General features: G+C 71.1%; 22 protein-coding genes and 1 pseudogene. 5 read left to right on the top strand and 18 right to left on the bottom strand.

All coding sequences use genetic code 11. The annotated features are described in order from the left end of the window. The first annotated feature begins 4 nt into the window (after positions 1–4). From CEQ11_RS06345 to CEQ11_RS06335, 3 genes are all read left to right on the top strand, one after another. Positions 5–682: an isochorismatase family protein gene (locus CEQ11_RS06345; RefSeq protein WP_088478099.1), complete on the top strand. Its 678-nt coding sequence runs from the start codon at positions 5–7 to the stop codon at positions 680–682. Then, positions 679–1,395, top strand: a complete 717-nt coding sequence (locus tag CEQ11_RS06340; RefSeq protein ID WP_227718767.1) for an AAA family ATPase — start codon at positions 679–681, stop codon at positions 1,393–1,395. Before CEQ11_RS06345 ends, CEQ11_RS06340 begins: the two co-directional genes overlap by 4 nt. Before the next feature lie 128 nt (positions 1,396–1,523). Then, a complete protein-coding gene (locus tag CEQ11_RS06335; protein ID WP_088478098.1) occupies positions 1,524–1,997 on the top strand; it encodes a GNAT family N-acetyltransferase in 474 nt (157 codons plus the stop codon). A gap of 94 nt (positions 1,998–2,091) precedes the next feature. Here CEQ11_RS06335 and CEQ11_RS06330 read toward each other — a convergent pair whose 3' ends face one another. The 8 genes and pseudogenes from CEQ11_RS06330 to CEQ11_RS06295 all read right to left on the bottom strand — a co-directional run bounded on the left by CEQ11_RS06330 (position 2,092) and on the right by CEQ11_RS06295 (position 11,075). After that, positions 2,092–4,008 (bottom strand): heavy metal translocating P-type ATPase, encoded by a 1,917-nt coding sequence (locus CEQ11_RS06330; RefSeq protein WP_088478097.1) that lies wholly within the window; start codon positions 4,006–4,008, stop codon positions 2,092–2,094. Between the two features lie 406 nt (positions 4,009–4,414). Next, positions 4,415–4,948, bottom strand: a complete 534-nt coding sequence (locus tag CEQ11_RS06325) for a hypothetical protein (RefSeq protein ID WP_088478096.1) — start codon at positions 4,946–4,948, stop codon at positions 4,415–4,417. Positions 4,949–4,989: 41 nt separating this feature from the next. Next, positions 4,990–5,118 (bottom strand): annotated as a pseudogene (locus tag CEQ11_RS06320) (IS481 family transposase); the annotation flags it as partial. Between the two features lie 38 nt (positions 5,119–5,156). After that, entirely contained in the window at positions 5,157–6,950 is a 1,794-nt protein-coding gene (locus tag CEQ11_RS06315) for a DEAD/DEAH box helicase (protein ID WP_088478094.1), read from the bottom strand. A gap of 12 nt (positions 6,951–6,962) precedes the next feature. Next, entirely contained in the window at positions 6,963–7,304 is a 342-nt protein-coding gene (locus CEQ11_RS06310; RefSeq protein WP_088478093.1) for a DUF3039 domain-containing protein, read from the bottom strand. An 88-nt stretch (positions 7,305–7,392) separates the two neighbouring features. Further along, positions 7,393–9,144 (bottom strand): Tat (twin-arginine translocation) pathway signal sequence, encoded by a 1,752-nt coding sequence (locus CEQ11_RS06305; RefSeq protein WP_227718766.1) that lies wholly within the window; start codon positions 9,142–9,144, stop codon positions 7,393–7,395. After that, a complete protein-coding gene (locus tag CEQ11_RS06300; protein ID WP_067188835.1) occupies positions 9,135–9,905 on the bottom strand; it encodes an ABC transporter ATP-binding protein in 771 nt (256 codons plus the stop codon). The genes CEQ11_RS06305 and CEQ11_RS06300 overlap by 10 nt, the downstream gene beginning before the upstream one ends. Before the next feature lie 180 nt (positions 9,906–10,085). Continuing rightward, the gene (locus CEQ11_RS06295; RefSeq protein ID WP_088478092.1) at positions 10,086–11,075 is read right to left on the bottom strand and encodes a co-chaperone YbbN; all 990 of its coding nucleotides are present in this window, start codon (positions 11,073–11,075) and stop codon (positions 10,086–10,088) included. Positions 11,076–11,332: 257 nt separating this feature from the next. On the opposite strand from CEQ11_RS06295, the gene CEQ11_RS06290 reads away from it, so the two are divergent. Then, a complete protein-coding gene (locus tag CEQ11_RS06290; RefSeq protein ID WP_088478091.1) occupies positions 11,333–12,673 on the top strand; it encodes an AI-2E family transporter in 1,341 nt (446 codons plus the stop codon). 54 nt (positions 12,674–12,727) lie between these two features. On the opposite strand, the gene CEQ11_RS06285 is transcribed toward CEQ11_RS06290, so the two are convergent. Then, positions 12,728–13,075 carry a hypothetical protein gene (locus CEQ11_RS06285; protein ID WP_088478937.1) on the bottom strand — a complete coding sequence of 116 codons (348 nt, stop codon included), beginning with the start codon at positions 13,073–13,075 and terminating at the stop codon, positions 12,728–12,730. 91 nt (positions 13,076–13,166) lie between these two features. Between CEQ11_RS06285 and nucS the strand changes: the two genes are divergently transcribed. Then, positions 13,167–13,862, top strand: a complete 696-nt coding sequence (gene nucS / locus CEQ11_RS06280) for an endonuclease NucS (RefSeq protein WP_088478936.1) — start codon at positions 13,167–13,169, stop codon at positions 13,860–13,862. A gap of 101 nt (positions 13,863–13,963) precedes the next feature. Here the strand turns inward: nucS and CEQ11_RS06275 are convergent, their stop codons facing one another. From CEQ11_RS06275 to atpB, 9 genes are all read right to left on the bottom strand, one after another. After that, positions 13,964–14,380, bottom strand: a complete 417-nt coding sequence (locus CEQ11_RS06275; protein ID WP_088478090.1) for a DUF2550 family protein — start codon at positions 14,378–14,380, stop codon at positions 13,964–13,966. A 27-nt stretch (positions 14,381–14,407) separates the two neighbouring features. After that, positions 14,408–14,683 (bottom strand): F0F1 ATP synthase subunit epsilon, encoded by a 276-nt coding sequence (locus CEQ11_RS06270; RefSeq protein WP_087133519.1) that lies wholly within the window; start codon positions 14,681–14,683, stop codon positions 14,408–14,410. A 5-nt stretch (positions 14,684–14,688) separates the two neighbouring features. Then, positions 14,689–16,146 (bottom strand): F0F1 ATP synthase subunit beta, encoded by a 1,458-nt coding sequence (gene atpD / locus CEQ11_RS06265; RefSeq protein WP_088478089.1) that lies wholly within the window; start codon positions 16,144–16,146, stop codon positions 14,689–14,691. A 50-nt stretch (positions 16,147–16,196) separates the two neighbouring features. Then, on the bottom strand, positions 16,197–17,090 hold the full coding sequence (locus tag CEQ11_RS06260; protein ID WP_088478088.1) for a F0F1 ATP synthase subunit gamma: 894 nt from the start codon (positions 17,088–17,090) through the stop codon (positions 16,197–16,199). 74 nt (positions 17,091–17,164) lie between these two features. Then, on the bottom strand, positions 17,165–18,799 hold the full coding sequence (gene atpA, locus CEQ11_RS06255) for a F0F1 ATP synthase subunit alpha (protein WP_088478087.1): 1,635 nt from the start codon (positions 18,797–18,799) through the stop codon (positions 17,165–17,167). A 96-nt stretch (positions 18,800–18,895) separates the two neighbouring features. Then, a complete protein-coding gene (locus CEQ11_RS06250; RefSeq protein ID WP_227718765.1) occupies positions 18,896–19,708 on the bottom strand; it encodes a F0F1 ATP synthase subunit delta in 813 nt (270 codons plus the stop codon). Continuing rightward, entirely contained in the window at positions 19,708–20,262 is a 555-nt protein-coding gene (locus tag CEQ11_RS06245; protein ID WP_088478085.1) for a F0F1 ATP synthase subunit B, read from the bottom strand. Before CEQ11_RS06245 ends, CEQ11_RS06250 begins: the two co-directional genes overlap by 1 nt. Positions 20,263–20,353: 91 nt before the next feature. Continuing rightward, the gene (locus CEQ11_RS06240) at positions 20,354–20,569 is read right to left on the bottom strand and encodes an ATP synthase subunit C (protein WP_067189194.1); all 216 of its coding nucleotides are present in this window, start codon (positions 20,567–20,569) and stop codon (positions 20,354–20,356) included. 155 nt (positions 20,570–20,724) lie between these two features. After that, positions 20,725–21,534 carry a F0F1 ATP synthase subunit A gene (gene atpB / locus CEQ11_RS06235; protein WP_088478084.1) on the bottom strand — a complete coding sequence of 270 codons (810 nt, stop codon included), beginning with the start codon at positions 21,532–21,534 and terminating at the stop codon, positions 20,725–20,727. Positions 21,535–21,802: the final 268 nt, after the last annotated feature.

Raw genomic sequence — 21,802 nt, 5'->3', positions numbered from 1 at the left:
CGCCATGACCGAGCTGACCCGCGCCCTGGTGATCGTGGACGTCCAGAACGACTTCTGTGCGGGCGGATCCCTTGCGACCGCCGACGGCGCCGACGTGGCCGCCGCGATCACCGAGCACCTGGCCGACCGCCGCGACGAGTACGACGTGGTGGTGGCCACCCGCGACTGGCACGTGGACCCGGCAGAGCACTTCGCCGCCGCCGGCGAAGAGCCGGACTTCTCCGTGTCCTGGCCCGTGCACTGCGTGGCCGGCACGGCCGGCGCCGAGCTGCACGCAGACCTGGACATGGAGGAGGTCCGCCCGGACGCGCAGTTCCTCAAGGGCCTGCACTCGGCCTCGTACTCCGGCTTCGACGGCCAGCTCGGCGAGCCGGACGAGGTCCGCTCCGGTGAGGGCGCCGCAGCCGGCGTGGGCCCCTACGGCGCCACCCGCGCCGCGGCCGACGCCGTGGAGCCGGGCGCCGAGACGCTCGACGAGTGGCTCCGCTCCCAGGACGTGGAGGCCCTCACCGTGGTGGGCATCGCCACGGACCACTGCGTGAAGGCGACGGTGCTGGACGGCATCGAGAACGGCTACGAGGTCACCGTGCTGACCGACCTGGTGGCCGGCGTGGCCGAGGACACCGCCGAGGCCGCACTCGAAGAGATGAAGGACGCCGGGGCGATCCTGACGACCTCGTGACCCCGTTCGGCCCCGCCCTGCCCGTGCGGAGGGTGTCCGAGCACGCCCTCGGAGGGCGTCTGGACCGCGCGGCGTGGCCGGCGGCCGTCCCCGCCGTCGCCCAGGTGCTGGACGAGGGACTGGACCTGTCCCCGGCGACCGTGCTGGTCGGCCCGAACGGTGCCGGCAAGTCCACACTGGTCGAGGCGATCGCCGCGGCCGCGGGGCTGAACCCGGAGGGCGGCACCCACCACGTCCGCCACTCCACCCGAGTCACCGAGTCCCCGCTGGCCGAGCACCTGCAGCTCACCCGCGGCGCCGGGGCCCCGCGCGGCGGCGTGTTCCTGCGTGCCGAGGCCATGCACGGGCTGTTCACGCACCTGGAGGGCGTCTCGCTCGGCTCCCGCCTGCACGAGATGAGCCACGGCGAGTCCTTCCTCGCCTTCTGCCGCGAGCGGGCCGGGGTGCGCGGGCTCTGGGTCCTGGACGAGCCCGAGTCCGCGCTGTCCTTCGAGAACTGCCTCGCGCTCACCGCCTTCCTCCTGGAGCGGGTGGAGCAGGGCTGCCAGGTGCTGCTGTCCACGCACTCCCCCGTGCTCGCCGCTCTGCCCGGCGCCCGGATCCTCGAGGCCGGGGAGCACGGCCTGCGCGAGACCCGCTGGGAGGAGTGGGAGACCGTGGACCACTGGCGGCGCTTCCTCGCCGGCCCCGAGCGGTACCTGCGCCACCTCTGACGGGCTCGGCCGCCGAGGCCACGACCCGGCGCACCGGTGACGGACGTCATACGGTGCGGCATGATGGAGCCACCGCACCCCGGCGAGGATGCCGGGGGCGGCGCCCGACGCAGACGAGAAGAGAAGCCATGACCGACTCCCCCAGCACCTTGTCCTCCGCCGCGGACCAGGACGGCATCCGCTACGTCTCCGGCGCCGTCCCGGCCGCCGACGACGTCCGCGCCCTCTACGACAGCGTGCAGTGGTCCGCCTACACGCAGGACATGGACACGCTCATGGGCGGTCTGCAGGGCTCGGCCGCCGTGGTCACCGCCTTCGACGGCGGTCGCCTGGTGGGTCTGGCCCGGGTGGTCTCGGACGGCCACACCATCGCCTATCTGCAGGACATCCTCGTCGCCCCGGGGCACCAGCGCCGCGGCATCGCCTCCGAGCTGCTGCGCCGTGTCTTCGCCCCGTTCGGCCAGGTCCGCCAGCATGTGCTGATCACGGACACCGAACAGCGGCAGCGCGCCTTCTACGAGTCCCACGGCTTCCGCGAGTCCCGGGACGTGGAGGGCGGCGAACTGCGTGCCTTCGTGCGCGTGACGCCCCAGGGCGGCTGAGCCGCCGGCTGCTCCACGCCGCTGCACGACGACGGCCACGCACCCCAAGGTGCGTGGCCGTCGGTCTGCGAAGGGCAGGGGCCCGGCGGTCGGTTCAGGCCGCAGCCGGATGCCGCCGACCCTGCGCGCCGGTCGCGGGGAGGTCACCGAGCCGTTCGGCCTCGTGCGGGCCGGGCTTCATGGCACGCAGGGCGTTGACGATGGCCACGACGTCCACCAGCTCCTGGAACAGTGCACCCACGAGGGCCGGGATGGCGCCCGTGGCGGCGATCAGCATCAGACCCAGGGAGAGCACGATGCCCACCCAGATCGACTGCTTCGCCACCTGCAGGGTGCGCTGGCCGGTGGACACGGCGACGGCGACCTTGGAGACGTCGTCGGCGAGCAGCACCACGTCGGCGGACTCGGAGGCGGCGGTCGACCCGCGGGCGCCCATGGCGACGCCCACGTCCGCGGCGGCGAGCACGGGAACGTCGTTGACGCCGTCGCCGACCATCATCACCGGGCGCTCCGGGCGCTCGGAGAGCAGGCGGACCTTGTCCGCAGGCAGCAGGTCCGCGTGGACCTCGTCGATGCCGGCCTCGCCGGCGATGTGCCGTCCGGTGGCCTCGGCGTCGCCGGTGAGCATGAGGACCTTGCCGGCGCCGAGGCGGTGCAGCGCCTGCACGGTGGCGGCGGACTCGGGGCGGATGCGGTCGGCCAGCAGCAGCACGCCCGCGAAGGCCCCGTCCACGGCCACGTAGACGGCGGACTGGCCGGCGGCGAGGTCCGCGGCGACGGTGTCCGGCGCGGCCTCGGTGACGTAGGCGCGCTTGCCGACGACGACCCGGCGTCCCTCGAGCACCGCCACGACGCCGTTCGTCGCCTCCTCCGTGGCGTCCTGCGACGACGTCAGGGACAGCCCGCGCTCCTCGGCCGCGGCCCGGATGGCGTCGGCGAGCACGTGGACCGAGTACTGCTCGGCCGAGGCGGCCAGGCGCAGCAGCTCGTCCTCGGCGAAGCCGGCGGCCGGGCGCACACCGACCAGCTCGGGGCGGCCGGCAGTGAGCGTGCCGGTCTTGTCGAACCCCACGGTCTGCACGGAGCCGAGGGCCTCGATGGTCCCGCCCGACTTCACGATCACACCGGACTTGGCGGCACGGGACATGCCACCGAGGAAGGCCACTGGGGCCGCGATCAGCAGCGGGCACGGGGTGGCCACCACGAGCACCTCGGCGAAGCGCACCGGGTCCTGGGACAGCCACCAGGCCAGGCCTGCGATGAGGTAGGCGACGGCGGTGAACGGCACGGCGTAGCGATCGGCCAGGCGCACCATCGGGGCGCGTGACTCGGCCGCCTGCTTCACGAGGGAGACGATGGCCGCGTACTGCGAGTCCGCGGCGGAGGCGGTCGCCTCGAGCACGAAGGCACGGGTGCCGTTGAGCGCGCCGGACATCACGGACGAGCCGGGGCGGTGTGTGACCGGCAGGGACTCGCCGGTCAGCGAGGACTCGTCCAGGTCCACGGCGATCTCGCCGCCATCCTCGGCGGAGGCCACGGTGCCGTCCACGGGCAGGACCTCCGCGGGGCGGACCAGCAGGCGGTCCCCGGGGCGCACCTGTTCCACGGGGACGTCCTCCACGGAGCCGTCCGGGCGGAGGCGGTGGGCGTGCTGCGGGGCGCGGTCCAGCAGGGCGGACAGGTCGCGCCGGGCCCGGCCGGCCGCGTAGTCCTCGAGCGCCTCTCCGCCGGTGAGCATCAGGCAGACCAGCACGGCGGCGAGGTACTCCCCCACCAGCACGGTGGCGACGATCGCGGTGACGGCGAGGATGTCCACGCCCCAGTGCCCGCGCATGAGGTCCTTGACCATGCCGACCGAGGTCCAGGCCGCCACCACGAGCGCATACGCCGAGGCGATCCAGCGGGCGGGATCCTCCGCCCCGGCCAGGTGCAGGCCGAGGGTGAGGACGAAGACGATGACGGTGGCCACCACCCAGGGGTAGTGGCGGACGATGCCGATGATGCGCTGCATGGCTGCGGGGCCTCCTTGCTCCTGTGGCCTCCATCGTCGCCCAGCAGGCGCCCCGGTGCCACGCAGGTGAGGCATGCCTGCCCCGCCTCCGTTCAGCGCCGACACGGGCCGGCCCCGACCGGAGGCGACGACCGCCGCCCGTGGTGGGCGGCCGTCGTCGTCAAGCCAGCAGGGGGCGGCTCAGGTGCGGCCGAGGGGTTGTGGATCTCCTGCACTGTCAACCTCCTCCGTCACGTCAGTACCGGTGTGCCGTCTTCCAGTTGCAACGGTGGATCGCAACACCGTCAGACCAGTGAACAGTCCTGTTCGGCCGCCAGGCGGAGGGCGGGGCGATCGCGGTGGACCCGCACCGCGACGTCGTCATGCAGCTCTCCGCAGTCTCCACTGCGCTCGACCGGGGCAACAGTCAGGCGGCGACCGGCTTCTTGGGCCAGATCGTGTAGCTGGCCGCGTAGATGACATCGATGCCGAGGATGATGACCAGGATGCTGAACCACTGCCGCAGGGCGTCGGTGCGGGCGGGGTCGTCGACGATGGCGATCATCGCGGCCAGCAGGCCGCCGGCGATGGTGACTGCCAGGAGGGTGAGGAGGACCTCGCCCCAGCAGCGGCGAGTGTAGGCCCATCCGGTGGGGAGCTCGGGCGGGGGACCGCCGGCGAAGCGCTGACGGAAGCGGACGTCGGCCCAGCGGATCATGCGCCGGCCGTAGGCCACGGAGACGCCGATGTAGACGGCGGCCAGGCCGTGGTGCCAGGAGGCGGTGGCCCCGCCGAGCAGGTCGACGGTCACAAGGGCGAGGAGGACCAGGTCGATCACGGGGACAAGGGCGAGCAGAACCGCACCCAGGCGCGGGCGGTGCAGCAGGTAGCGGGCGCAGAGCCCGCCGAGGATGACCACCCAGAAGCCGATTTCGCAGGCGATGATGGCGGCGAGCATCATCGCTCGCTCCTTCCGTAGGTTCTCATTTCCGGGTGAAAGTGTACGGGTCTCATCTGGCGGATCCCGTGGACGGTGAAGAACGCGCGGGCTCGGCAGAAGAACCCGATCGTGGTCCCCGCCTTCTCGTCCTCCAGCGCTTCGGTGGACGCCAGACGTGTGAACCCGTCGATCGGTGGGCCCACCGAGAACCTGCTTCGTCCGGGGCGGCTCAGGTGCGGCCGACGAACCAGCCGCGCAGGGTCTCCAGACGCTTCTCCAGCTGCGCCTGGGTCGCCTGGGCGACCGCCGGGCCGCCGCTGATCTCACGCAGGCGGTTGTGGATCACCCCGTGCGGGGTGGCGGTGCGGGCCGCCCAGGCCGAGACCGTCTTGGACAGCTCGGAGCGCAGCTCCTTCAGCCGCCGGTGGTCCACCACCTCCTGCGGAGGGGCCGCCGTGGCCTTCGGCTTGCGCTTGAGCTGCTCGGCCTGACGGGCGCGCAGCAGCTCGGACACCTGGTCCGCGTCCAGCAGGCCCGGGATGCCGAGGAAGTCGAGCTCCTCCTCCGAGCCCACGGCGCCGCCGAGGCCGAACTCACCGCCGTCGAAGAGGACCTTGTCGAAGCTGGCCTGGGACTCCATCGCCTGGAACTGTTGGCGATTCAGGGTGTCCGAGGCGGACTCGGCGCGGTTGGCCTCGGCGAGCAGGTCCTCCTCCGGAGCCTCGGCGAGATCCTCGATCTCCACCTCCTGGCCGGTCTTGCGGTCCAGGGCATGGTCCCGCTCCACCTCCATCTCGTTGGCCAGCAGCATCAGATGCGGCACGGACGGCAGGAACACGGAGGCCACCTCGCCGCGCCTGCGGGAGCGCACGAAGCGGCCCACGGCCTGGGCGAAGAACAGCGGGGTGGAGGTGTTGGTGGCGTAGACGCCCACGCACAGGCGCGGCACGTCCACGCCCTCGGACACCATGCGCACGGCCACCATCCAGCGCTCGTCCGACGCGGAGAAGGACTCGATGCGGTCCGAGGCGCCCTTGTCGTCCGAGAGGATCACCGCGGGCCTCTGACCGGTCAGCGCCTCCAGCTGGGCGGCGTAGGCACGCGCGTCCTCGTGGTCCGAGGCGATCACCAGGCCGCCGGCGTCCGGGACGTTGCGCCGCACCTCGGTGAGACGGCGGTCCGCGGCGCGCAGCACGGCCGGGATCCACTCGCCCTCCGGGTTCAGCGCGGTGCGCCAGGCCGAGTTGGTGATGTCCTTCGTGGCGGCCTCGCCCAGCTGGGCCTCCATCACGTCCCCGGTGGAGGTCTTCCAGCGCATCTGGCCCGAGTAGGCCATGAAGATCACCGGACGCACCACGTGGTCCCGGAGCGCTGGGCCGTAGCCGTAGGTGTAGTCCGCCTTGGAGCGGGCGATGCCGTCGGCGCCCTCGGCGTACTCCACGAACGGGATGGTCGCGGTGTCCGAACGGAACGGGGTGCCGGTCAGTGCGAGACGCCGGGTGGCGGGCTCGAAGGCCTCCCGGATGCCGTCGCCCCAGCTCAGGGCATCGCCGCCGTGGTGGATCTCGTCCATGATCACCAGGGTCTTGGCGGCCTCGGTGCGGTTGCGGTGCAGGATCGGCTTGTTCGCCACCTGGGCGTAGGTGAGCGCGACGCCGCGGTACTCCGCACCGTGGCGGCCGTCCGCGTTCTTGAAGTTCGGGTCGATCGCCAGGCCCACGCGGGCGGCGTTGTCCGCCCACTGCCGCTTCAGGTGGTCCGTGGGCGCGACGACGGTCAGGCGCTGCACGGCGCCGGAGTCCATGAGGATCTTCGCCACGCGCAGGGCGAAGGTGGTCTTGCCGGCGCCGGGGGTGGCGACGGCGAGGAAGTCACGGGGTGAGGCGGCGAGGTACTTCTCCAGGGCCTCCTGCTGCCACTGGCGCAGCTTCGGCGCCGTGCCCCAGGCCGCCCTCTCGGGCATGGCCGGGGGCAGGTCCTCGCCGACGTGGAAGAGTGCCGCGGGATCCTGACGATCAGACATGCGTGCCGCTGATCAGCCCTTGTTCCTGCCGAACCAGCCGCGCTTGCCGCCGCCCGAGCCGCCGTCGCCGCCGTCCTGCGGGTCACGGAGGCCGTCGTAGACCTCCTTGCACTGCGGGCAGACCGGGAACTTGTTCGGGTCGCGACCCGGCACCCACACCTTGCCGCAGAGCGCGATCACGGGCTCGCCGGTCATGGCGGACTCCATGATCTTCTCCTTGCGGACGTAGTGCGCGAAGCGCTCGTGGTCGCCCGGCTCGATCAGCTGCTCCTGCTCCTGACGTTCGAGCACGGAGGTGCCGCCGCCGGAGGGGGACAGCGGATCGTTCTGGTTCGGTTCGCCGGGGAGAGTCATGCCGGACATTCTACGACCCCGCCGGAGGTGGACACCGCCCGTGTGGAACGTGGGTCCCCGCGCCACCCGGGCTGCGTGCAGTCCGCGCTCAGAACCGCGCCACCGTCTGATAGGTCTCCGCAGCGGTGCGGTCCAGCCAGCGCCCGCCCAGGCGCACGCCGAGCAGGAGCACTCCCCCACCCCAGAGCAGGCCCACGGCGAGGGTGACCGCGCCCCACAGCGCAGTCATGCTCAGGAGCAGGTAGGCGACCACGCACGCGGTGATCGGCAGGGTGATCAGCAGGGACAGCAGCAGCGAGGCCATCTGCACGAGCACGGTCCGCATGCCGGCGCCCTGCGGCGTGGCGAACGGTGAGTCGCCGGGCTTGGGCACGGCGTAGACCAGGCGCGCCGAGAGCAGGCTGGCCATGCCGGTGACGCAGGCCAGCGTGCCGACCGAGGCGCCGAGCACCACGGCCAGGTGGTCCCACATGCCGTAGAACGCCACGGAGCCCACCGCGCCCAACAGCGTGGCCGGGACGCCGAGGACGGCCATGCCGAGCACGCGGCCCCAGCGGTCGTCCGCGCCGCGCACACCGGCGGTGACGTGGTGGTGGAAGGCGGTGTGGTCGTAGGCGATGTCCGCCGAGACCGCCACGCCCATGGTCCAGGCGATCATCGGGCCGAGCAGCAGCATCGTGGGGATCAGCGGTCCGCTGCCGACGTCGCCCCGGCTGCCGAGGAACCACAGGATCACGGCGAACAGGGGCACCACCACCAGCGTGGCGGAGTAGCGCGGGTCCGTGAACCAGTAGCGCTGGCACCGGGCGGCGATCGCAGTGACGGGGCCGGTGGCCGGACGGCCGATCCAGCGCAGCGGCCGCTCCTGGGCCGTCGCGTCACCGGAGGAGGCACGACGACGGCCGCCCACCTCCGTCACGGGCTCCACCGTGCGCTGCAGGCCCCAGGCCCACAGGGCGACGGCGGCGGCCAGCCAGGCCAGGCCGACCGCCAGGTGGACGGCCGCCGGCAGGTGGGCTCCCGACGCCGCGGCGCCGGCGGCGGCGCCGGCGGCCCCGAACGGGGTCCAGGCGAGCACCGCGGCGACCGGCTCGGCCAGCGCCACGAGCTGGTCGAAGGAGTCGACGATCCGGTGGAGGACCACGCCGCCGAGCATCAGCGGGATGAAGACCAGCACGGAGACGATGTCCCGGATGCGCCGCTGCCCGGTGTAGGAGGACAGGACGGCGGTGACGCCGTAGGCCAGGGCGAGTGCGGTGGCCGCGGTGAGGACGCCGCCGGCCAGGCCCCAGGGCAGGGCAGCCGGGTGGTCCCGCCAGGAGACACCCACGGCGAGTGCGAAGACGAGGGTCAATACGCCCTGCGGCGTGGTGAGCGTGCCCACGAGCAGACCCGTGACCAGCGGCAGGCGGCGGATCGGGTAGGGCTGGAAGCTGCGCGGGTCCAGGGTGGCGTCCACGCCCGTGATGAACGGGGCGACCAGCGACCAGCCGAGCACGAGGCCCGCACAGAACAGGGTGGTCACGGCGGCGCGGAGGGCCATCGACTCCGGCGCGGGGGCGAAGGCCACGGCCGCGGAGGCCAGCAGGGTGAGGCCTCCGAAGTAGAGCACGCCGATGATGCTGAACACGAACGTGGCGGTGGAGCGGCGCCAGCTGGACACCATCAGGGCCCAGCGCAGGCGCACGAGGATGCCGACCGCCCGGCCGAGACCGATCTCGGGGGCGCGACGGCCGTCCGGGCCGAGGGAGCGTGCTGCCATGCCCGAGCCGGCCCGGCCGGCCGCTGCGTCCGGTGCTGCGGGCGCGCCGCCGGTACGGTCGGTGCCGCTCACAGCCATGCCAGCCCCTCGCCGGCGTGGCGGCCGCCGACGAGCTCGACGAACCGCTCCTCCAGGTCCTGACCGCCGCGGACCTCGTCCACGGTGCCGGAGGCGACGAGCCTGCCCTCGGCGATGACGGCCACATGCGAGCACATGCGCTGCACCAGGTCCATGACGTGGCTGGAGACGATCACCGTGCCGCCGCGCTCCACGTAGCTGTGCAGGATGTCCCGGATGTTCGCGGCGGAGACCGGGTCCACGGCCTCGAACGGCTCGTCCAGCACCAGCACGTCCGGGGCATGGACCATGGCCGCGGCCAGCAGGACCTTCTTGGTCATGCCGGCCGAGTAGTCCACCACGGGCTTGCGGCCGGCGTCGGCCAGATCCATGACCCGCAGCAGGTCTGCCGTGCGTGCGGCCACCACGTCCGCGTCCAGACCGTGGAGCAGCCCGGCGTAGGTGACCAGCTGGGCGCCGGAGAGGCGATCGAAGGTGCGCACACCGTCCGCGAGCACACCCACGCGGGACTTGGCCTCGCGCGGCCGCTGCCAGACGTCCACCCCGTGGATCCAGGCCCGGCCGTGGTCCGGCCGCAGCAGGCCGGTGGCCATGGACAGGGCGGTCGTCTTGCCGGCGCCGTTCGGGCCGACGACGCCGAAGAACGAGCCGGCGGGCACGTCCAGGTCGAGGCCCTGCAGGGCGAGGCGGTCGCCGAAGCGCTTGGTCAGCGCTCGGGCGACGAGGGCGAAGTCCGGGTCCGGGGCGTTCTCTGCTCGCATGGCGTCCACGCTAGCGGGCGCACAGCCGCCGCCGACTCCGACTCAGGACGGAGATCAGGGTGTTCACCGGAGCCTCGCCTGCCCGTCGTCTCGGCGGCCTCGCCGGGCACGATGACGGCCACCCGCCTCGGCAGGCCGGCGGCCGTCGTCGGGACCCGGCTCCGTCAGGAGCCGACGGGCTCAGAAGAGCGCGGAGGCGAGCTTGCGGCGGGAGGCCTGGACGCGCGGGTCGTCCGATCCGACCACGGTGTAGAGGTCCACCAGGTGCGCGCGGGCCGGCTCGCGGTCCTCGCCGGGGTGCAGGGCGATGAAGCGGACGAGGCGCTGGAAGGCGTCCTCCACATGGCCGCCGAGCAGGTCCAGGTCCGCGACGGCGGCCTGGGCGGCCACGTCGTCCGGATTCTCCGCGCCGGCCTGGCGCACGGCCGCGGCGTCCATGTCCGCGGTGCGGCGCATGAGCTTCGCGGAGGCCAGGCCCTGCTGGGCGGCGGTGTCCGCAGGGTTGTCATTGAGGGCCTTCTCCCAGGCGCCCACGGCGGCCTCCCAGTCGCCGGCGGCCAAGGCCTCCTGGGCCTGACGATGCAGCGGCGGCACCGGCGTCGCGGGGGCCTGCTGCTCGGCTCCGGCGCGTGCCGGGGCCACGGGCGAGACCTGGCCGGAGACGCCGTTGCGCTGCGCCACCTGCTGGATCTCCCCGACGAGCTTCTCCAGCGCGTCGGCGGGCAGGGCCTGGTTGGCCAACGGCACCGGCTGGCCGGCCACCAGGGCCAGGACGGCCGGGCCGGCCTGCAGGCCGAACACCTGCAGCAGCTGGGGCTCGGCCGCGACGTCCACACGTCCCATCACGAGGCGACCGGCCTGGCCGTCCACCGCGTCCGCGAACTGCGTGTGCAGCTGTTCCGAGGTCTCGTCCCCCGGCACGTGCAGCAGCACGACCACCGGCACCTGGGCGGACAGCTGCACGAGCTGCTGCAGCACCTGCTGGTCGGCCTGCTCGATCACCCACGAGCCCTCCGACGCGGCATCTGCGGCGGCGGGCGACGACGTCCCCGGGGCGGAGGTGCCCGGCCCACCGCCGGGCGCCGTGCCCGGAGCGGCCAGGGAGGACAGGTCGACGGCGCCGCGCAGGCGGTCTGCGCCGGACGGCTGCTCGGCGTGCGGGGTGCTCATGGCGGAGCGGGTCCTTTCATCAGGGGGCGGAGTCATCAGGGGGCGGAGTCTCCGCCGTCTGTGCCGACGGCCGCGGATCTCCGTCAGGCTCAGACGGCTGTGGAGTCCCACGGTAACGCCGTGACCCGGCGCTGCCGAGAGACGCGAGGGCGGATTCGCCGACAGCGTGCACGGCCGAGCGCGGCGCCGTCCAGCATCCTGGGAGACCGGGTGAGACCCGGTGTGGCCCGTGCCACCGGCTGGCGTACCCTGACCGCGTGGACGAACAGCACCAGCGCAGCGGATCCGAGGTACCGACGGCCGCCGAGGAACAGACCCGTGCCGCGACGGACCCACAGGCCAGCCCACCGCCCTCCCGAGCCGTACGTGCGACCCGGCGCGGAGGCGCCCTGCGCCGTCTCGGCCGCCGGCTCCCCCGCCCCCGCCGTGTGGAGTTCACGGTCGACGACCTGCCGGAGCCGGCCACGGAGCCTGGCGACGTCGCCGCGCAGGCGGGCGCCGACGTCGTGACCGAGCGCGCGGATGCCACGGGCGGGCGAGTGGGAGACGGAACGCCGGCCGTCGTCCTCCGTGCCCCGGTCACCTCCGGCTTCCTGCTCACGGCCGGGGTCGGCCTGGCGCTGCTGATCTTCTGGATGCTCTCGGCGAACTGGGAGCTCATCGTCTGGATCCTGGCCGCGCTGTTCATCGCGCTGGGCCTGGACCCGATCGTGCGGAAGATCGAGTCCTGGGGCGCCCCGCGGCCGATCGGGGTGCTCGCGGCCGTCCTCGGACTGGCCGGGCTGGCCGCCGCATTCCTGTCTCTGCTCGTGCCGACGGTGGTGGAGCAGTCCGCAGAGTTCGTCAATGCCGTGCCGCAGATCGTCGAGGACATCATGGGCTCGGCGATCTTCCACGACCTCGATCGAGAGTTCCAGATCCGCGCCGCCGTGGACAGCCAGGTGGAGAAGCTCTTCCAGGACCAGAACGCCTGGAGCCAGGTCTTCGGAGGGCTCGTGGGACTGGGGCAGTTCCTGATCAACACGGCGTTCTCCACGCTCGTGGTGCTCGTGCTGACCCTGTATTTCCTGGCCTCGCTGCCGGCCATGAAGTACTGGCTCTACCGCCTGGCGCCGCGTTCGCGCCGCGTCCGCGTGGAATACCTGGCGGAGAAGATCACCTCCTCCGTGGGCCACTACGTGATGGGCCAGTCCTTCGTGGCCCTGCTCAACGGCACGGTGGCATTCGTGGCGATGTCGATCGCCGGCACACCCTATGCCGCGCTGCTGGCGTTCTTCGCCGGCATGACGGCGTTCATCCCGCTGGTGGGTGCCATGATCGGCGGTCTCATCATCACGGGCATCTGCCTCACCGTGGACTGGCAGACCGCGGCCCTCTTCGCCGCCATCTACTTCGTCTACCTGCAGGTCGAGGCCTACGTGGTCTCCCCCAGGGTCATGGCCCGTGCCGTCGCCGTGCCGGCCGCCGTGGCCGTGATCGCCGTGATCGCCGGAGGCACGCTGCTCGGCGTGCTGGGAGCCCTCATGGCGATCCCGACCGCCGCCGCCGTCATGCTCCTGGTCCGGGAGGTGTACATCCCGCGCCAGGACCGCCACTGAGGCGCCGCGGCAGCCGGTCGGCGCCGGGCCAGGAGACGCCGCGACGGCCCCGTCTCAACGCGAGTGGCGCGTCCGCCAGCAGACCGGATGCCAGTGGCGGCGTTCCGCCCCTGCGTCCTCGTCCCCCATGATCCAGTCACTGCGCCAGGCCACCAGGTGTGCGGCCCCCTGGGGGATCCGACGCCCGCAGCCCGGACAGGTGTAGTCCTTCACCGCACGCCAAGCCGGGACCTGCCGCACATGCCAGCCCCCGTCCGATCCCGTCTGGTGGCTGTAACCGGTGTCCAGGCCCAGCAGCTCCTCAAGCCGGTCTGCACGGCCGGGGCCGACGGGGTTCCGGCCGCCGGACGGGCGCGCACGGGAGGAGCCGCCGCGACGGCGGCGCTGCGGGGAACGGGGCATGCCCCCATGCTCGCACACGCCCGGCATGCAGCCCGGTGTGAGGCCCGGTGTGAGGCCCGGCGCAGCCACGCTCTCCCACTACACTGGCCGGGTGCGTCTCGTCATTGCCCGCTGCTCCGTGACCTACGAGGGCCGTCTCAACGCTCACCTGCCCACCGCGACCCGCCTGCTCATGGTGAAGGCCGACGGGTCCGTCCTGGTGCATTCCGACGGCGGCTCCTACAAGCCCCTGAACTGGATGAGCCCTCCGGCCACCCTCCATGTGGAGGAGCCGACCGCGGACCAGGCCGCTCAGGGCGTCGAGCAGGTCTGGCGGGTGCAGGCGAAGAAGAGCGACGACCGCCTGGTGGTGCTGATCGAACAGATCCACTCGGACACCCATCACGACCTGGGCGTGGACCCCGGACTCGTGAAGGACGGCGTCGAGGCGGACCTGCAGCGCCTGCTCGCCGAACAGATCACCACGCTCGGCGAGGGCTGGACCCTGGTCCGCCGCGAATACATGACGGCGATCGGCCCCGTGGACATCCTGGCCCGTGACGGCGAGGGCGCGACCGTGGCCGTGGAGCTGAAACGCCGTGGGGACATCGACGGGGTGGAGCAGCTCACCCGCTACCTCGAGCTGATGAACCGCGATCCTCTGCTCGCCCCGGTGACGGGCGTGTTCGCCGCCCAGCAGATCAAGCCGCAGGCACGGACACTCGCCGAGGACCGCGGCATCCGCTGCGTGACCCTGGACTACGACGCCATGCGCGGCGTGGACGACGCCGAGGCCCGCCTGTTCTGACGCCGGTGCGGCCCAGAGCCGCACACGTGAGAGAGCCCGTCCACCACGCAGGCCCGACCATGGCGTGCCACAGATCTGCGGCGCCGGGGACAGCGCGCCGCTCAGAGGCGTCCGGAGTTCCACCAGGGCTGGACCGCCTGGGACGGGCCGGCCTCGGTCCAGGCGCGCAGGCCGGAGGCGTCGGCGGGATCCAGGTCCAGCGTGAAGCTCGCCTTGGAATCGGTGACCCGCACGCGCACGGCGGTCTCCGGAAGATCGTCGGCATGCACCCGTTCCAGGTCCATGCCGCAGCGCTGGGCCGACCAGGCGGGCCGCACCTTGCAGGAGTAGCTGCGGAACAGCCGCAGGGTGTCGTCGTCGTACTGCCCGACGACGCGGTGACGCCGGCCCCGGCGGTCCGTGCCGACCGCGGGGAAGGTCCCCGGAGACGCCATGAGGGCCCGGTGCCGGATCAGCCACACGGCCAGCAGGATCGCTCCTGCCGCCACTGCGGCGATCACCAGCACCGGGCCCTTCATGCGTTCGGATCCCAGCGGGTGAGCGGGTCAGTCCTGCTTCCCAGAGCCCATGCGGGCGCTGGTGGCAGCGATGACGACCTGGTCGTTGTCCACGGAGAAGAATCCACCGGCGGCGTGAGCCGTCACCGTGGAGCCGTCCGTGGTGCGGAGCACGACCTCGCCGTCGCCGAGCACGGCGAGCAGCGGGGTGTGGCCGGGCAGAATGCCGATCTCACCGTCGATCGTCCGTGCGGACACCGCAGAGGCGGTGCCATTCCACACGGAGCGCTCCTCGGAGACGATCTCCACCTTCAGCTCTGCCATGACGATCAGCCCTCAGCCTGGATCTTGGCCCACTCGCGCTCGACGTCGTCCATGCCGCCGACGTTGTAGAAGGCCTGCTCGGCGATGTGGTCGACGTCGCCGTCGCAGATGGCCTTGAAGCCCTCGACGGTGTCCTTGATCGCCACGGTCGAACCCTCGACACCGGTGAACTGCTTCGCGGTGTAGGTGTTCTGCGAGAGGAACTGCTCGATCTTGCGGGCGCGCGCCACGGTGATCTTGTCCTCCTCGCCGAGCTCGTCGACGCCGAGGATCGCGATGATGTCCTGCAGCTCCTTGTTCTTCTGCAGGATCTGCTTCACGCGGATCGCGGTGTCGTAGTGGTCCTGGCCCACGTACTGCGGGTCGAGGATGCGCGAGGTCGAGGCCAGCGGATCCACGGCCGGGTACAGACCACGCGAGGCGAGGTCACGGGTCAGGTTGGTGGTGGCGTCCAGGTGGGCGAACACGTTGGCCGGGGCGGGGTCGGTGTAGTCGTCCGCCGGGACGTAGACCGCCTGCATCGAGGTGATGGAGTGGCCGCGAGTCGAGGTGATGCGCTCCTGCAGCACACCCATCTCGTCCGCCAGGTTCGGCTGGTAGCCCACCGCGGAGGGCATACGGCCCAGCAGGGTGGAGACCTCGGAGCCGGCCTGAGAGAAGCGGAAGATGTTGTCGATGAACAGCAGCACGTCCTGGTTCTGCACATCGCGGAAGTACTCCGCCATGGTCAGCGCGGACAGGGCCACGCGCAGACGCGTTCCCGGCGGCTCGTCCATCTGGCCGAACACCAGAGCGGTGTCCTTGAGCACGTCGGCCTCGTCCATCTCGACCCAGAGGTCGTTGCCCTCACGGGTTCGCTCGCCGACGCCGGCGAACACGGAGGTGCCGCCGAAGTTGCGGGCCACACGGGTGATCATCTCCTGGATGAGCACGGTCTTGCCCACACCCGCACCGCCGAACAGGCCGATCTTGCCGCCCTTGATGTAGGGGGTCAGCAGGTCGATCACCTTGATGCCGGTCTCCAGCATCTCGGTGGAGCCCTCCAGGGCGGCGAAGGACGGGGCGGCACGGTGGATCGGCCAGCGCTCGGTCACGTCGAGCGAGTCGATCGGGGTGTCCAGGGTCTCGCCCAGCACGTTGAACAGGTGGCCCTTGACCACGTCGCCGACCGGCACGGAGATCGGTGCGCCCGAGTCGGTGACCTGGGCGCCGCGGACGAGGCCGTCGGTGGACTGCAGGGAGATCGCACGGACCATGTTGTCGCCCAGGTGCTGGGCGACCTCGAAGGTCACGACGCGGGTCTGGCCGTTGAGGGTCAGTTCAGCGGTCAGCGCGTTGTAGATCTCCGGCATGGCGTTGGCGGGGAACTCGGCATCGATCACCGGACCGATGACGCGGGCGACGCGCCCGATGGCACCGCCGGTGGAGGCCCCGGTGCCCTGATCGTTGATGGTGGCAGTCATCTCTCTCACTTCTTATCGTGTGTGGATGGCGGGTCGGATGGCGTCTGCGCTCAGGAGTTGTTGAGCGCGTCTGCACCGGCGATGAGCTCGGTGAGCTCCTGCGTGATCTCCGCCTGTCGAGCGTTGTTCATCAGGAGCGTGTAGTCCTTGATGAGGTTCGTGGCGTTGTCGCCCGCCGACTTCATCGCGCGCTGGCGGTTGGCCAGCTCCGAGGCGGCAGCCTGCAGCATCGCGTTGAAGATGCGGGACTCGATGTACTTCGGCAGGAGGGCGTCCAGGACCTGCTCCGCGTCCGGCTCGTACTCGTACAGCGGCAGGACGTCGTCCGCGTCGGTGACCTGCTCCTCGACGACCTCGAGGGGAAGCAGCCGCACGACGACCGGATTCTGCTTGACGAGCGAGACGAACTCGGTGAAGACCACGTGGATCTCGTCCACGCCGCCAGCGGCGGTGTCCTTGAGGAACGCGTCCACGAGGGTCTCGCCGATCTCCTGGGCGCGCTCGGCGACCGGAGCGTCGGTCTGGCCGGTCCACACCTTGACGTACTCGCGGCTGCGGAAGTCCAGGTATCCCTGGGCCTTGCGGCCGAGCACGTAGAGGTCGATCTCCTTGCCCTCGTCGGTGAGGCGCTGGATGAGCTCCTCCGACTTGCGCAGGACGTTCGCCGAGTAGGCGCCGGCCAGGCCGCGGTCGGAGGACATGATCAGCACGGCGGCCCGGGTCGGGTTCTCCGGCTCGGTGGTCAGCACGTGGTCGATGTCGTGCTGGGACGAGACTGCGGAGACGGCGCGCGTGATCGCGTTCGCGTACGGCAGCGACTGGTTGACCCGCTCGCGTGCCTTCGTGATGCGGGACGTGGCGATCAGTTCCATCGCCTTGAAGATCTTCTTCATCGACGAGGTCGATGCGATCTTCTGACGGTAGACCCGGATCTGGGCTCCCATGATGGTCCTTTCCTGGCGGAGGGGCGGCGGCCCGGCGCCGGCATGACGCCGGGCCGCTCACTGAACCTCTGCGGTCAGCGCTTCTGCTTGGTGATCTGCTCCTGCGCGACCTGATCCTCGTCGATCGCCTGGTGCTCCACGTTGCCGGCGGCGACGCCGTCCTTCCCCGAGGGCTGGAAGTTCTTCTTGAACTCCTCGATCTCAGAGGTCAGGACCTCGAGGGTGTCGTCCTCGAGCTTGCCGGTGGAGCCGATCGCACCGAGCGCCACGTCCTTGCGGCGCAGGTGGTCGATGAACTCACGCTCGAAGCGGAGGACGTCGTCCACGGCCACCTCGTCGAGGTGGCCCTTGGAACCGGCCCAGATCGACACGACCTGCTCCTCGACCGGGTACGGCATGTACTGCGGCTGTTTCAGGAGCTCCATGAGGCGTTCACCGCGGGCGAGCTGGCGGCGGGTAGCCGGATCCAGGTCAGAGGCGAACATGGAGAACGCCTGCATGTCGCGGTACTGGGCCAGGTCCAGCTTCAGGGTGCCGGAGACCTTCTTCATGGCCTTCACCTGGGCGGCGCCGCCCACGCGGGACACGGAGATGCCGACGTCCACGGCCGGACGCTGGTTCGCGTTGAACAGGTCCGACTGCAGGAAGATCTGCCCGTCGGTGATGGAGATGACGTTGGTCGGGATGTAGGCCGACACGTCGTTCGCCTTGGTCTCGATGATCGGCAGGCCGGTCATGGAGCCGGCGCCCATCTCGTCGGACAGCTTCGCGCAGCGCTCGAGCAGCCGGGAGTGCAGGTAGAACACGTCGCCCGGGTAGGCCTCGCGTCCCGGGGGACGGCGGAGGAGGAGGGAGACGGCGCGGTAGGCCTCGGCCTGCTTCGACAGGTCGTCGAAGATGATCAGGACGTGCTTGCCGCCGTACATCCAGTGCTGGCCGATGGCCGAGCCGGCGTACGGGGCCAGGTACTTGAAGCCCGCCGGGTCGGAGGCCGGGGACGCCACGATGGTGGTGTACTCCAGCGCACCCTGCTCCTCGAGGGTGGCGCGCACACCGGCGATGGTGGAGGCCTTCTGGCCGACGGCGACGTAGACGCAGCGGACCTGCTTCTCCGGATCGCCGGACTCCCAGTTGGCCTTCTGGTTCAGGATGGTGTCGACCGCGATGGCGGTCTTGCCGGTCTGGCGGTCGCCGATGATCAGCTGGCGCTGGCCACGGCCGATCGGGATCATGGCGTCGATCGCCTTGATGCCGGTCTGCAGCGGCTCGTGCACCGACTTGCGCTCGGTCACCGTCGGCGCCTGCAGCTCGAGGGCACGGCGGCCCTCGGCTTCGATCGGGCCCAGGTCGTCCAGCGGCTGTCCCAGCGGATCCACGACGCGGCCCATGAAGCCGTCGCCGACCGGGACCGAGAGGATCTCGCCGGTGCGGTGCACCTCCATGCCCTCACGGATCTGCTGGAACTCTCCCAGCACGACGACGCCGATCTCACGGGTGTCGAGGTTCTGGGCCAGGCCCAGGGTGCCGTTCTCGAAGCGGAGGAGCTCGTTCGCCATGACGGAGGGCAGACCCTCCACACGGGCGATGCCGTCCGCGGCGGTGAGCACGTGGCCCACCTCGGTGCGGTCTCCGCCGGTCGGTTCGTAGGATGCCGCGAAGTCGTTCAAGGCATTGCGGACATCGTCAGCGTTGATGGTCAGTTCGGCCATCTGCAGTCCCTGCTCTCTGTTGCTTTGGCGATCATCGACGTGACGATGATGCAGCGGTTCGTAAGTGTTCCGTCCCCGGTGCGGCCGACCCTCGGGTCAGCCGGCCATCCGGCGCTGGAGGTCGTTGAGTCGGCTCGACATGGACGCGTCGATCACGTCGTCGCCCACCTGCACGCGGATGCCGCCCACCACGGTGGGGTCGACGGTCATGTCCAGGACGAGCTCGCGACCGAAGGCGCGGCTCAGGCCCTGGGTCAGGCGAGCCTGCTGGGTCTCGTCCAGGGGCTTGGCGACGGTGACGTCGGCGATCCACTGACGCTGGCGGTCTGCCACGACGTCAGCACAGTCGCGCACGGCGCGGAAGGGCTTGCGGCCGCGGGGGGCCTTGACGGCCCGCTCCACGAGCAGCTTGCCCGGCTCGGTGGCGTCCTTGCCCAGCAGGCGGTGTGCCAGAGCCACACGGGCCTCGGCGGGTGCCTGCTGGTCGGTCAGCGCCCACTGCACCTCGTGCGAGGAGTCGGCGGTGCGGTTGAAGCCGAGCAGCTCGCGGGACAGGCCCGCGAGGCCCTCGTGCCCGCCGCGCTCGGCCTCGGCGGCCGCGGCATGGGAGGCCACGACCTCCAGGGCGTCGCCGAGATCCCGCTCAGCCGACCAGCGACGACCGGCCAGATCCTTCAGGACCTGCAGCGCACCGGGGGTCACCCGGGTGCCGAACAGGGAGTCGACGAGGCCGTGACGGCGCTCGGTCGTCCAGGCCGGGTCGGTCAGCGCGCGACGCACGGCACCGTGCTCGTCCATGACGTCCAGGGCGCCGAAGAGCTCACGGGCCAGGGCGACGCCGCCCTCGTTCAGCACCGGCTCCGCCGCCTGGAGGGCAGCGGCCAGGGAGTCCCTCGATGCACCGGTCATCATTCGGACACACCTGCGTTCTGGTGCTTGTCGAGATCAGCCAGGAAACGGTCGACCACTCGCTGGGAGCGGGCGTCGTCGTCCAGGGACTCGCCCACGATCTTGCCGGCAAGCGTGGTGGCCAGGGTGCCGACCTCGGTGCGCAGCTGGGTGGCAGTCTGGGCGCGGTCCGCGGCGATCTGGGTGTGGGCCTGCTCGGTGATGCGGTTCGCCTCGGCCTGAGCACGCTCCTTGGCCTCCGCGACGATCTGAGCGCCCTCGGTGCGGGCCTCCTCGCGGATGCGGTTGGCCTCCTGGCGGGCGTCGGCGAGCTGCTGCTCGTAGTCCGCCATCATCGCGTTCGCCTCGGCCTGGGCCTTCTCGGCCTTGGCCAGGCCGCCCTCGATCGCCTCGACACGGTCCTGGTAGGACTTCTCGAGGGCCGGGACGATGAACTTGATGACGATGAACATCAGCACGGCGAAGCCCACCGCGACGACGACAATCTCCCACGGGTTGGGAACGAGAGGATTCGCACCCTCAGCCGCGCCCAGGATCAGTGCAGAGCTGATCATGTTTCAACCATCCTTCGGTCATGAGTCCTGAATAGGAGGAGCCGCCGGGCCGACCCTCAGGTCGGCCGACCGCTCGCTGGACACGGGCGCGTCAGGCGCCGATGACGAAGGCGAAGACCAGGCCCAGGATGGCAAGGGCCTCGGCCAGCGCGAAGCCGAGCAGGGCGATCGGCTGCAGGATGCGCTGGGCCTCCGGCTGACGGGCGACGCCGTTGATGTAGGCGGCGAAGATGAGGCCCACGCCGATGGCGGAGCCGATGGAGGCCAGGCCGTAGCCGATCATGTTGAGAGAACCGTGGAGATCCATGGTGTTCCTTTCACGATGCCGGAGTCGGTCCCCGGCAGGGTCGGAGGGTGTTCTCGATGTGGCCCGGCGTTCACCGGCATCGAGACGTCTGTGGGGTGGCGGCCGCCGGCCGCCGCTCCGCGGCCGGTGCGCTCAGGCTACCGGCCCCGGAAAACTCAGTGGTCGTTCGCCGCAATCGCGCCCTGGACGTAGATCGCGGTGAGCAGGGTGAAGACGAAGGCCTGCAGGTACATGATCAGCAGCTCGAGGAAGTACAGCGCGACCGAGCCGATGATCGCCAGGACACCAGCACCCTGTAGGAAGAGCGATCCCGACTCCATGATCAGGTAGGCGGCACCGGTGCCGGCCAGCATCACGATCATGTGGCCTGCGAGCATGGTCGCCATCAGACGCAGGGAATGCGTCAGCGGGCGCACGATGAAGTTCGAAATGACCTCGAGCGGCACGAGCAGCGGGAGGATCCAGCCCGGGACACCGGACGGGACGACGGCCAGCTTGAAGTACTTCGGGCCGTGGTGGCGGACACCGACGCCGATCCAGATGACGTAGACGATCAGCGCAAGGGCGTAGGCGGCGCCGGCGTGGGAGAAGGACGGCAGCTGCAGCAGCGGGATCGCGCCGAAGATGTTGTTGACCAGCACGAAGAAGAACAGTCCGAACAGCAGCGGGACCCAGGCCTTGAAGTCCTTCTCGCCGAGGATGTCCTTGGCGATGGAGTTGCGCACGAAGGAGTAGCCCGACTCTGCCAGCCACTGGGTCTTGCCCGGGACCAGCTTCGGCTTGCGCATGGCCAGCATGAAGAAGCCGGAGATCAGGACGATCGACAGGATGACCATCAGCATCTGCTTGCCGAAGCCGGTGCCGTACTCGGCACCCCACGGCAGAATCTCCGGCAGGTGGGCGTCGCTGATGCTGGGCGGCGTGAAGCCGGCGCTGGCGACATTGGCGAGCACGAGGGAAAGCACGCGGGTCCTCTCTGGCAGTGATGCGTCGACAGCCCGGCTGCCGGCTCCCGCATCCGCGCACGTCAGGGCCACGGTCGGCGGCTCTGCCATGGGGAGATGTGGTCGCGCACGGCGGCACCTGTGGCCGTCGATTGTGATCTGAGATAACGATACCAAAAAGAAGCCCCCGCGAACGAACTGCAGACGTCGTCAGGAGTGTGGCGCTCACCCCATTCGGGCGTGGCCTGCCGGGTCCGGCGCCCGCCCCGCAGATCTGCGGCGCAGGGCC

Origin of the sequence: Micrococcus sp. FDAARGOS_333 (genome assembly GCF_002206575.2) — a bacterium.
Lineage (GTDB): Bacteria > Actinomycetota > Actinomycetes > Actinomycetales > Micrococcaceae > Micrococcus > Micrococcus lylae.
Note: the sequence above shows the minus strand (reverse complement) of the source record. Positions and strands in the feature narration are given on the sequence as shown.

Coding starts and splice junctions, on each gene's coding strand:
- CEQ11_RS06315 (WP_088478094.1), bottom strand. CDS start 6,950: ATGTCTGATCGTCAGGATCCCGCGGCACTCTTCCACGTCGGCGAGGAC.
- atpA (WP_088478087.1), bottom strand. CDS start 18,799: ATGGCCGAACTGACCATCAACGCTGACGATGTCCGCAATGCCTTGAAC.
- CEQ11_RS06335 (WP_088478098.1), top strand. CDS start 1,524: ATGACCGACTCCCCCAGCACCTTGTCCTCCGCCGCGGACCAGGACGGC.
- CEQ11_RS06345 (WP_088478099.1), top strand. CDS start 5: ATGACCGAGCTGACCCGCGCCCTGGTGATCGTGGACGTCCAGAACGAC.
- CEQ11_RS06245 (WP_088478085.1), bottom strand. CDS start 20,262: ATGATCAGCTCTGCACTGATCCTGGGCGCGGCTGAGGGTGCGAATCCT.
- CEQ11_RS06310 (WP_088478093.1), bottom strand. CDS start 7,304: ATGACTCTCCCCGGCGAACCGAACCAGAACGATCCGCTGTCCCCCTCC.
- CEQ11_RS06260 (WP_088478088.1), bottom strand. CDS start 17,090: ATGGGAGCCCAGATCCGGGTCTACCGTCAGAAGATCGCATCGACCTCG.
- CEQ11_RS06305 (WP_227718766.1), bottom strand. CDS start 9,144: ATGGCTGTGAGCGGCACCGACCGTACCGGCGGCGCGCCCGCAGCACCG.
- CEQ11_RS06285 (WP_088478937.1), bottom strand. CDS start 13,075: ATGCCCCGTTCCCCGCAGCGCCGCCGTCGCGGCGGCTCCTCCCGTGCG.
- CEQ11_RS06240 (WP_067189194.1), bottom strand. CDS start 20,569: ATGGATCTCCACGGTTCTCTCAACATGATCGGCTACGGCCTGGCCTCC.
- CEQ11_RS06325 (WP_088478096.1), bottom strand. CDS start 4,948: ATGATGCTCGCCGCCATCATCGCCTGCGAAATCGGCTTCTGGGTGGTC.
- CEQ11_RS06300 (WP_067188835.1), bottom strand. CDS start 9,905: ATGCGAGCAGAGAACGCCCCGGACCCGGACTTCGCCCTCGTCGCCCGA.
- CEQ11_RS06275 (WP_088478090.1), bottom strand. CDS start 14,380: ATGAAGGGCCCGGTGCTGGTGATCGCCGCAGTGGCGGCAGGAGCGATC.
- CEQ11_RS06295 (WP_088478092.1), bottom strand. CDS start 11,075: ATGAGCACCCCGCACGCCGAGCAGCCGTCCGGCGCAGACCGCCTGCGC.
- CEQ11_RS06270 (WP_087133519.1), bottom strand. CDS start 14,683: ATGGCAGAGCTGAAGGTGGAGATCGTCTCCGAGGAGCGCTCCGTGTGG.
- atpD (WP_088478089.1), bottom strand. CDS start 16,146: ATGACTGCCACCATCAACGATCAGGGCACCGGGGCCTCCACCGGCGGT.
- CEQ11_RS06330 (WP_088478097.1), bottom strand. CDS start 4,008: ATGCAGCGCATCATCGGCATCGTCCGCCACTACCCCTGGGTGGTGGCC.
- CEQ11_RS06250 (WP_227718765.1), bottom strand. CDS start 19,708: ATGACCGGTGCATCGAGGGACTCCCTGGCCGCTGCCCTCCAGGCGGCG.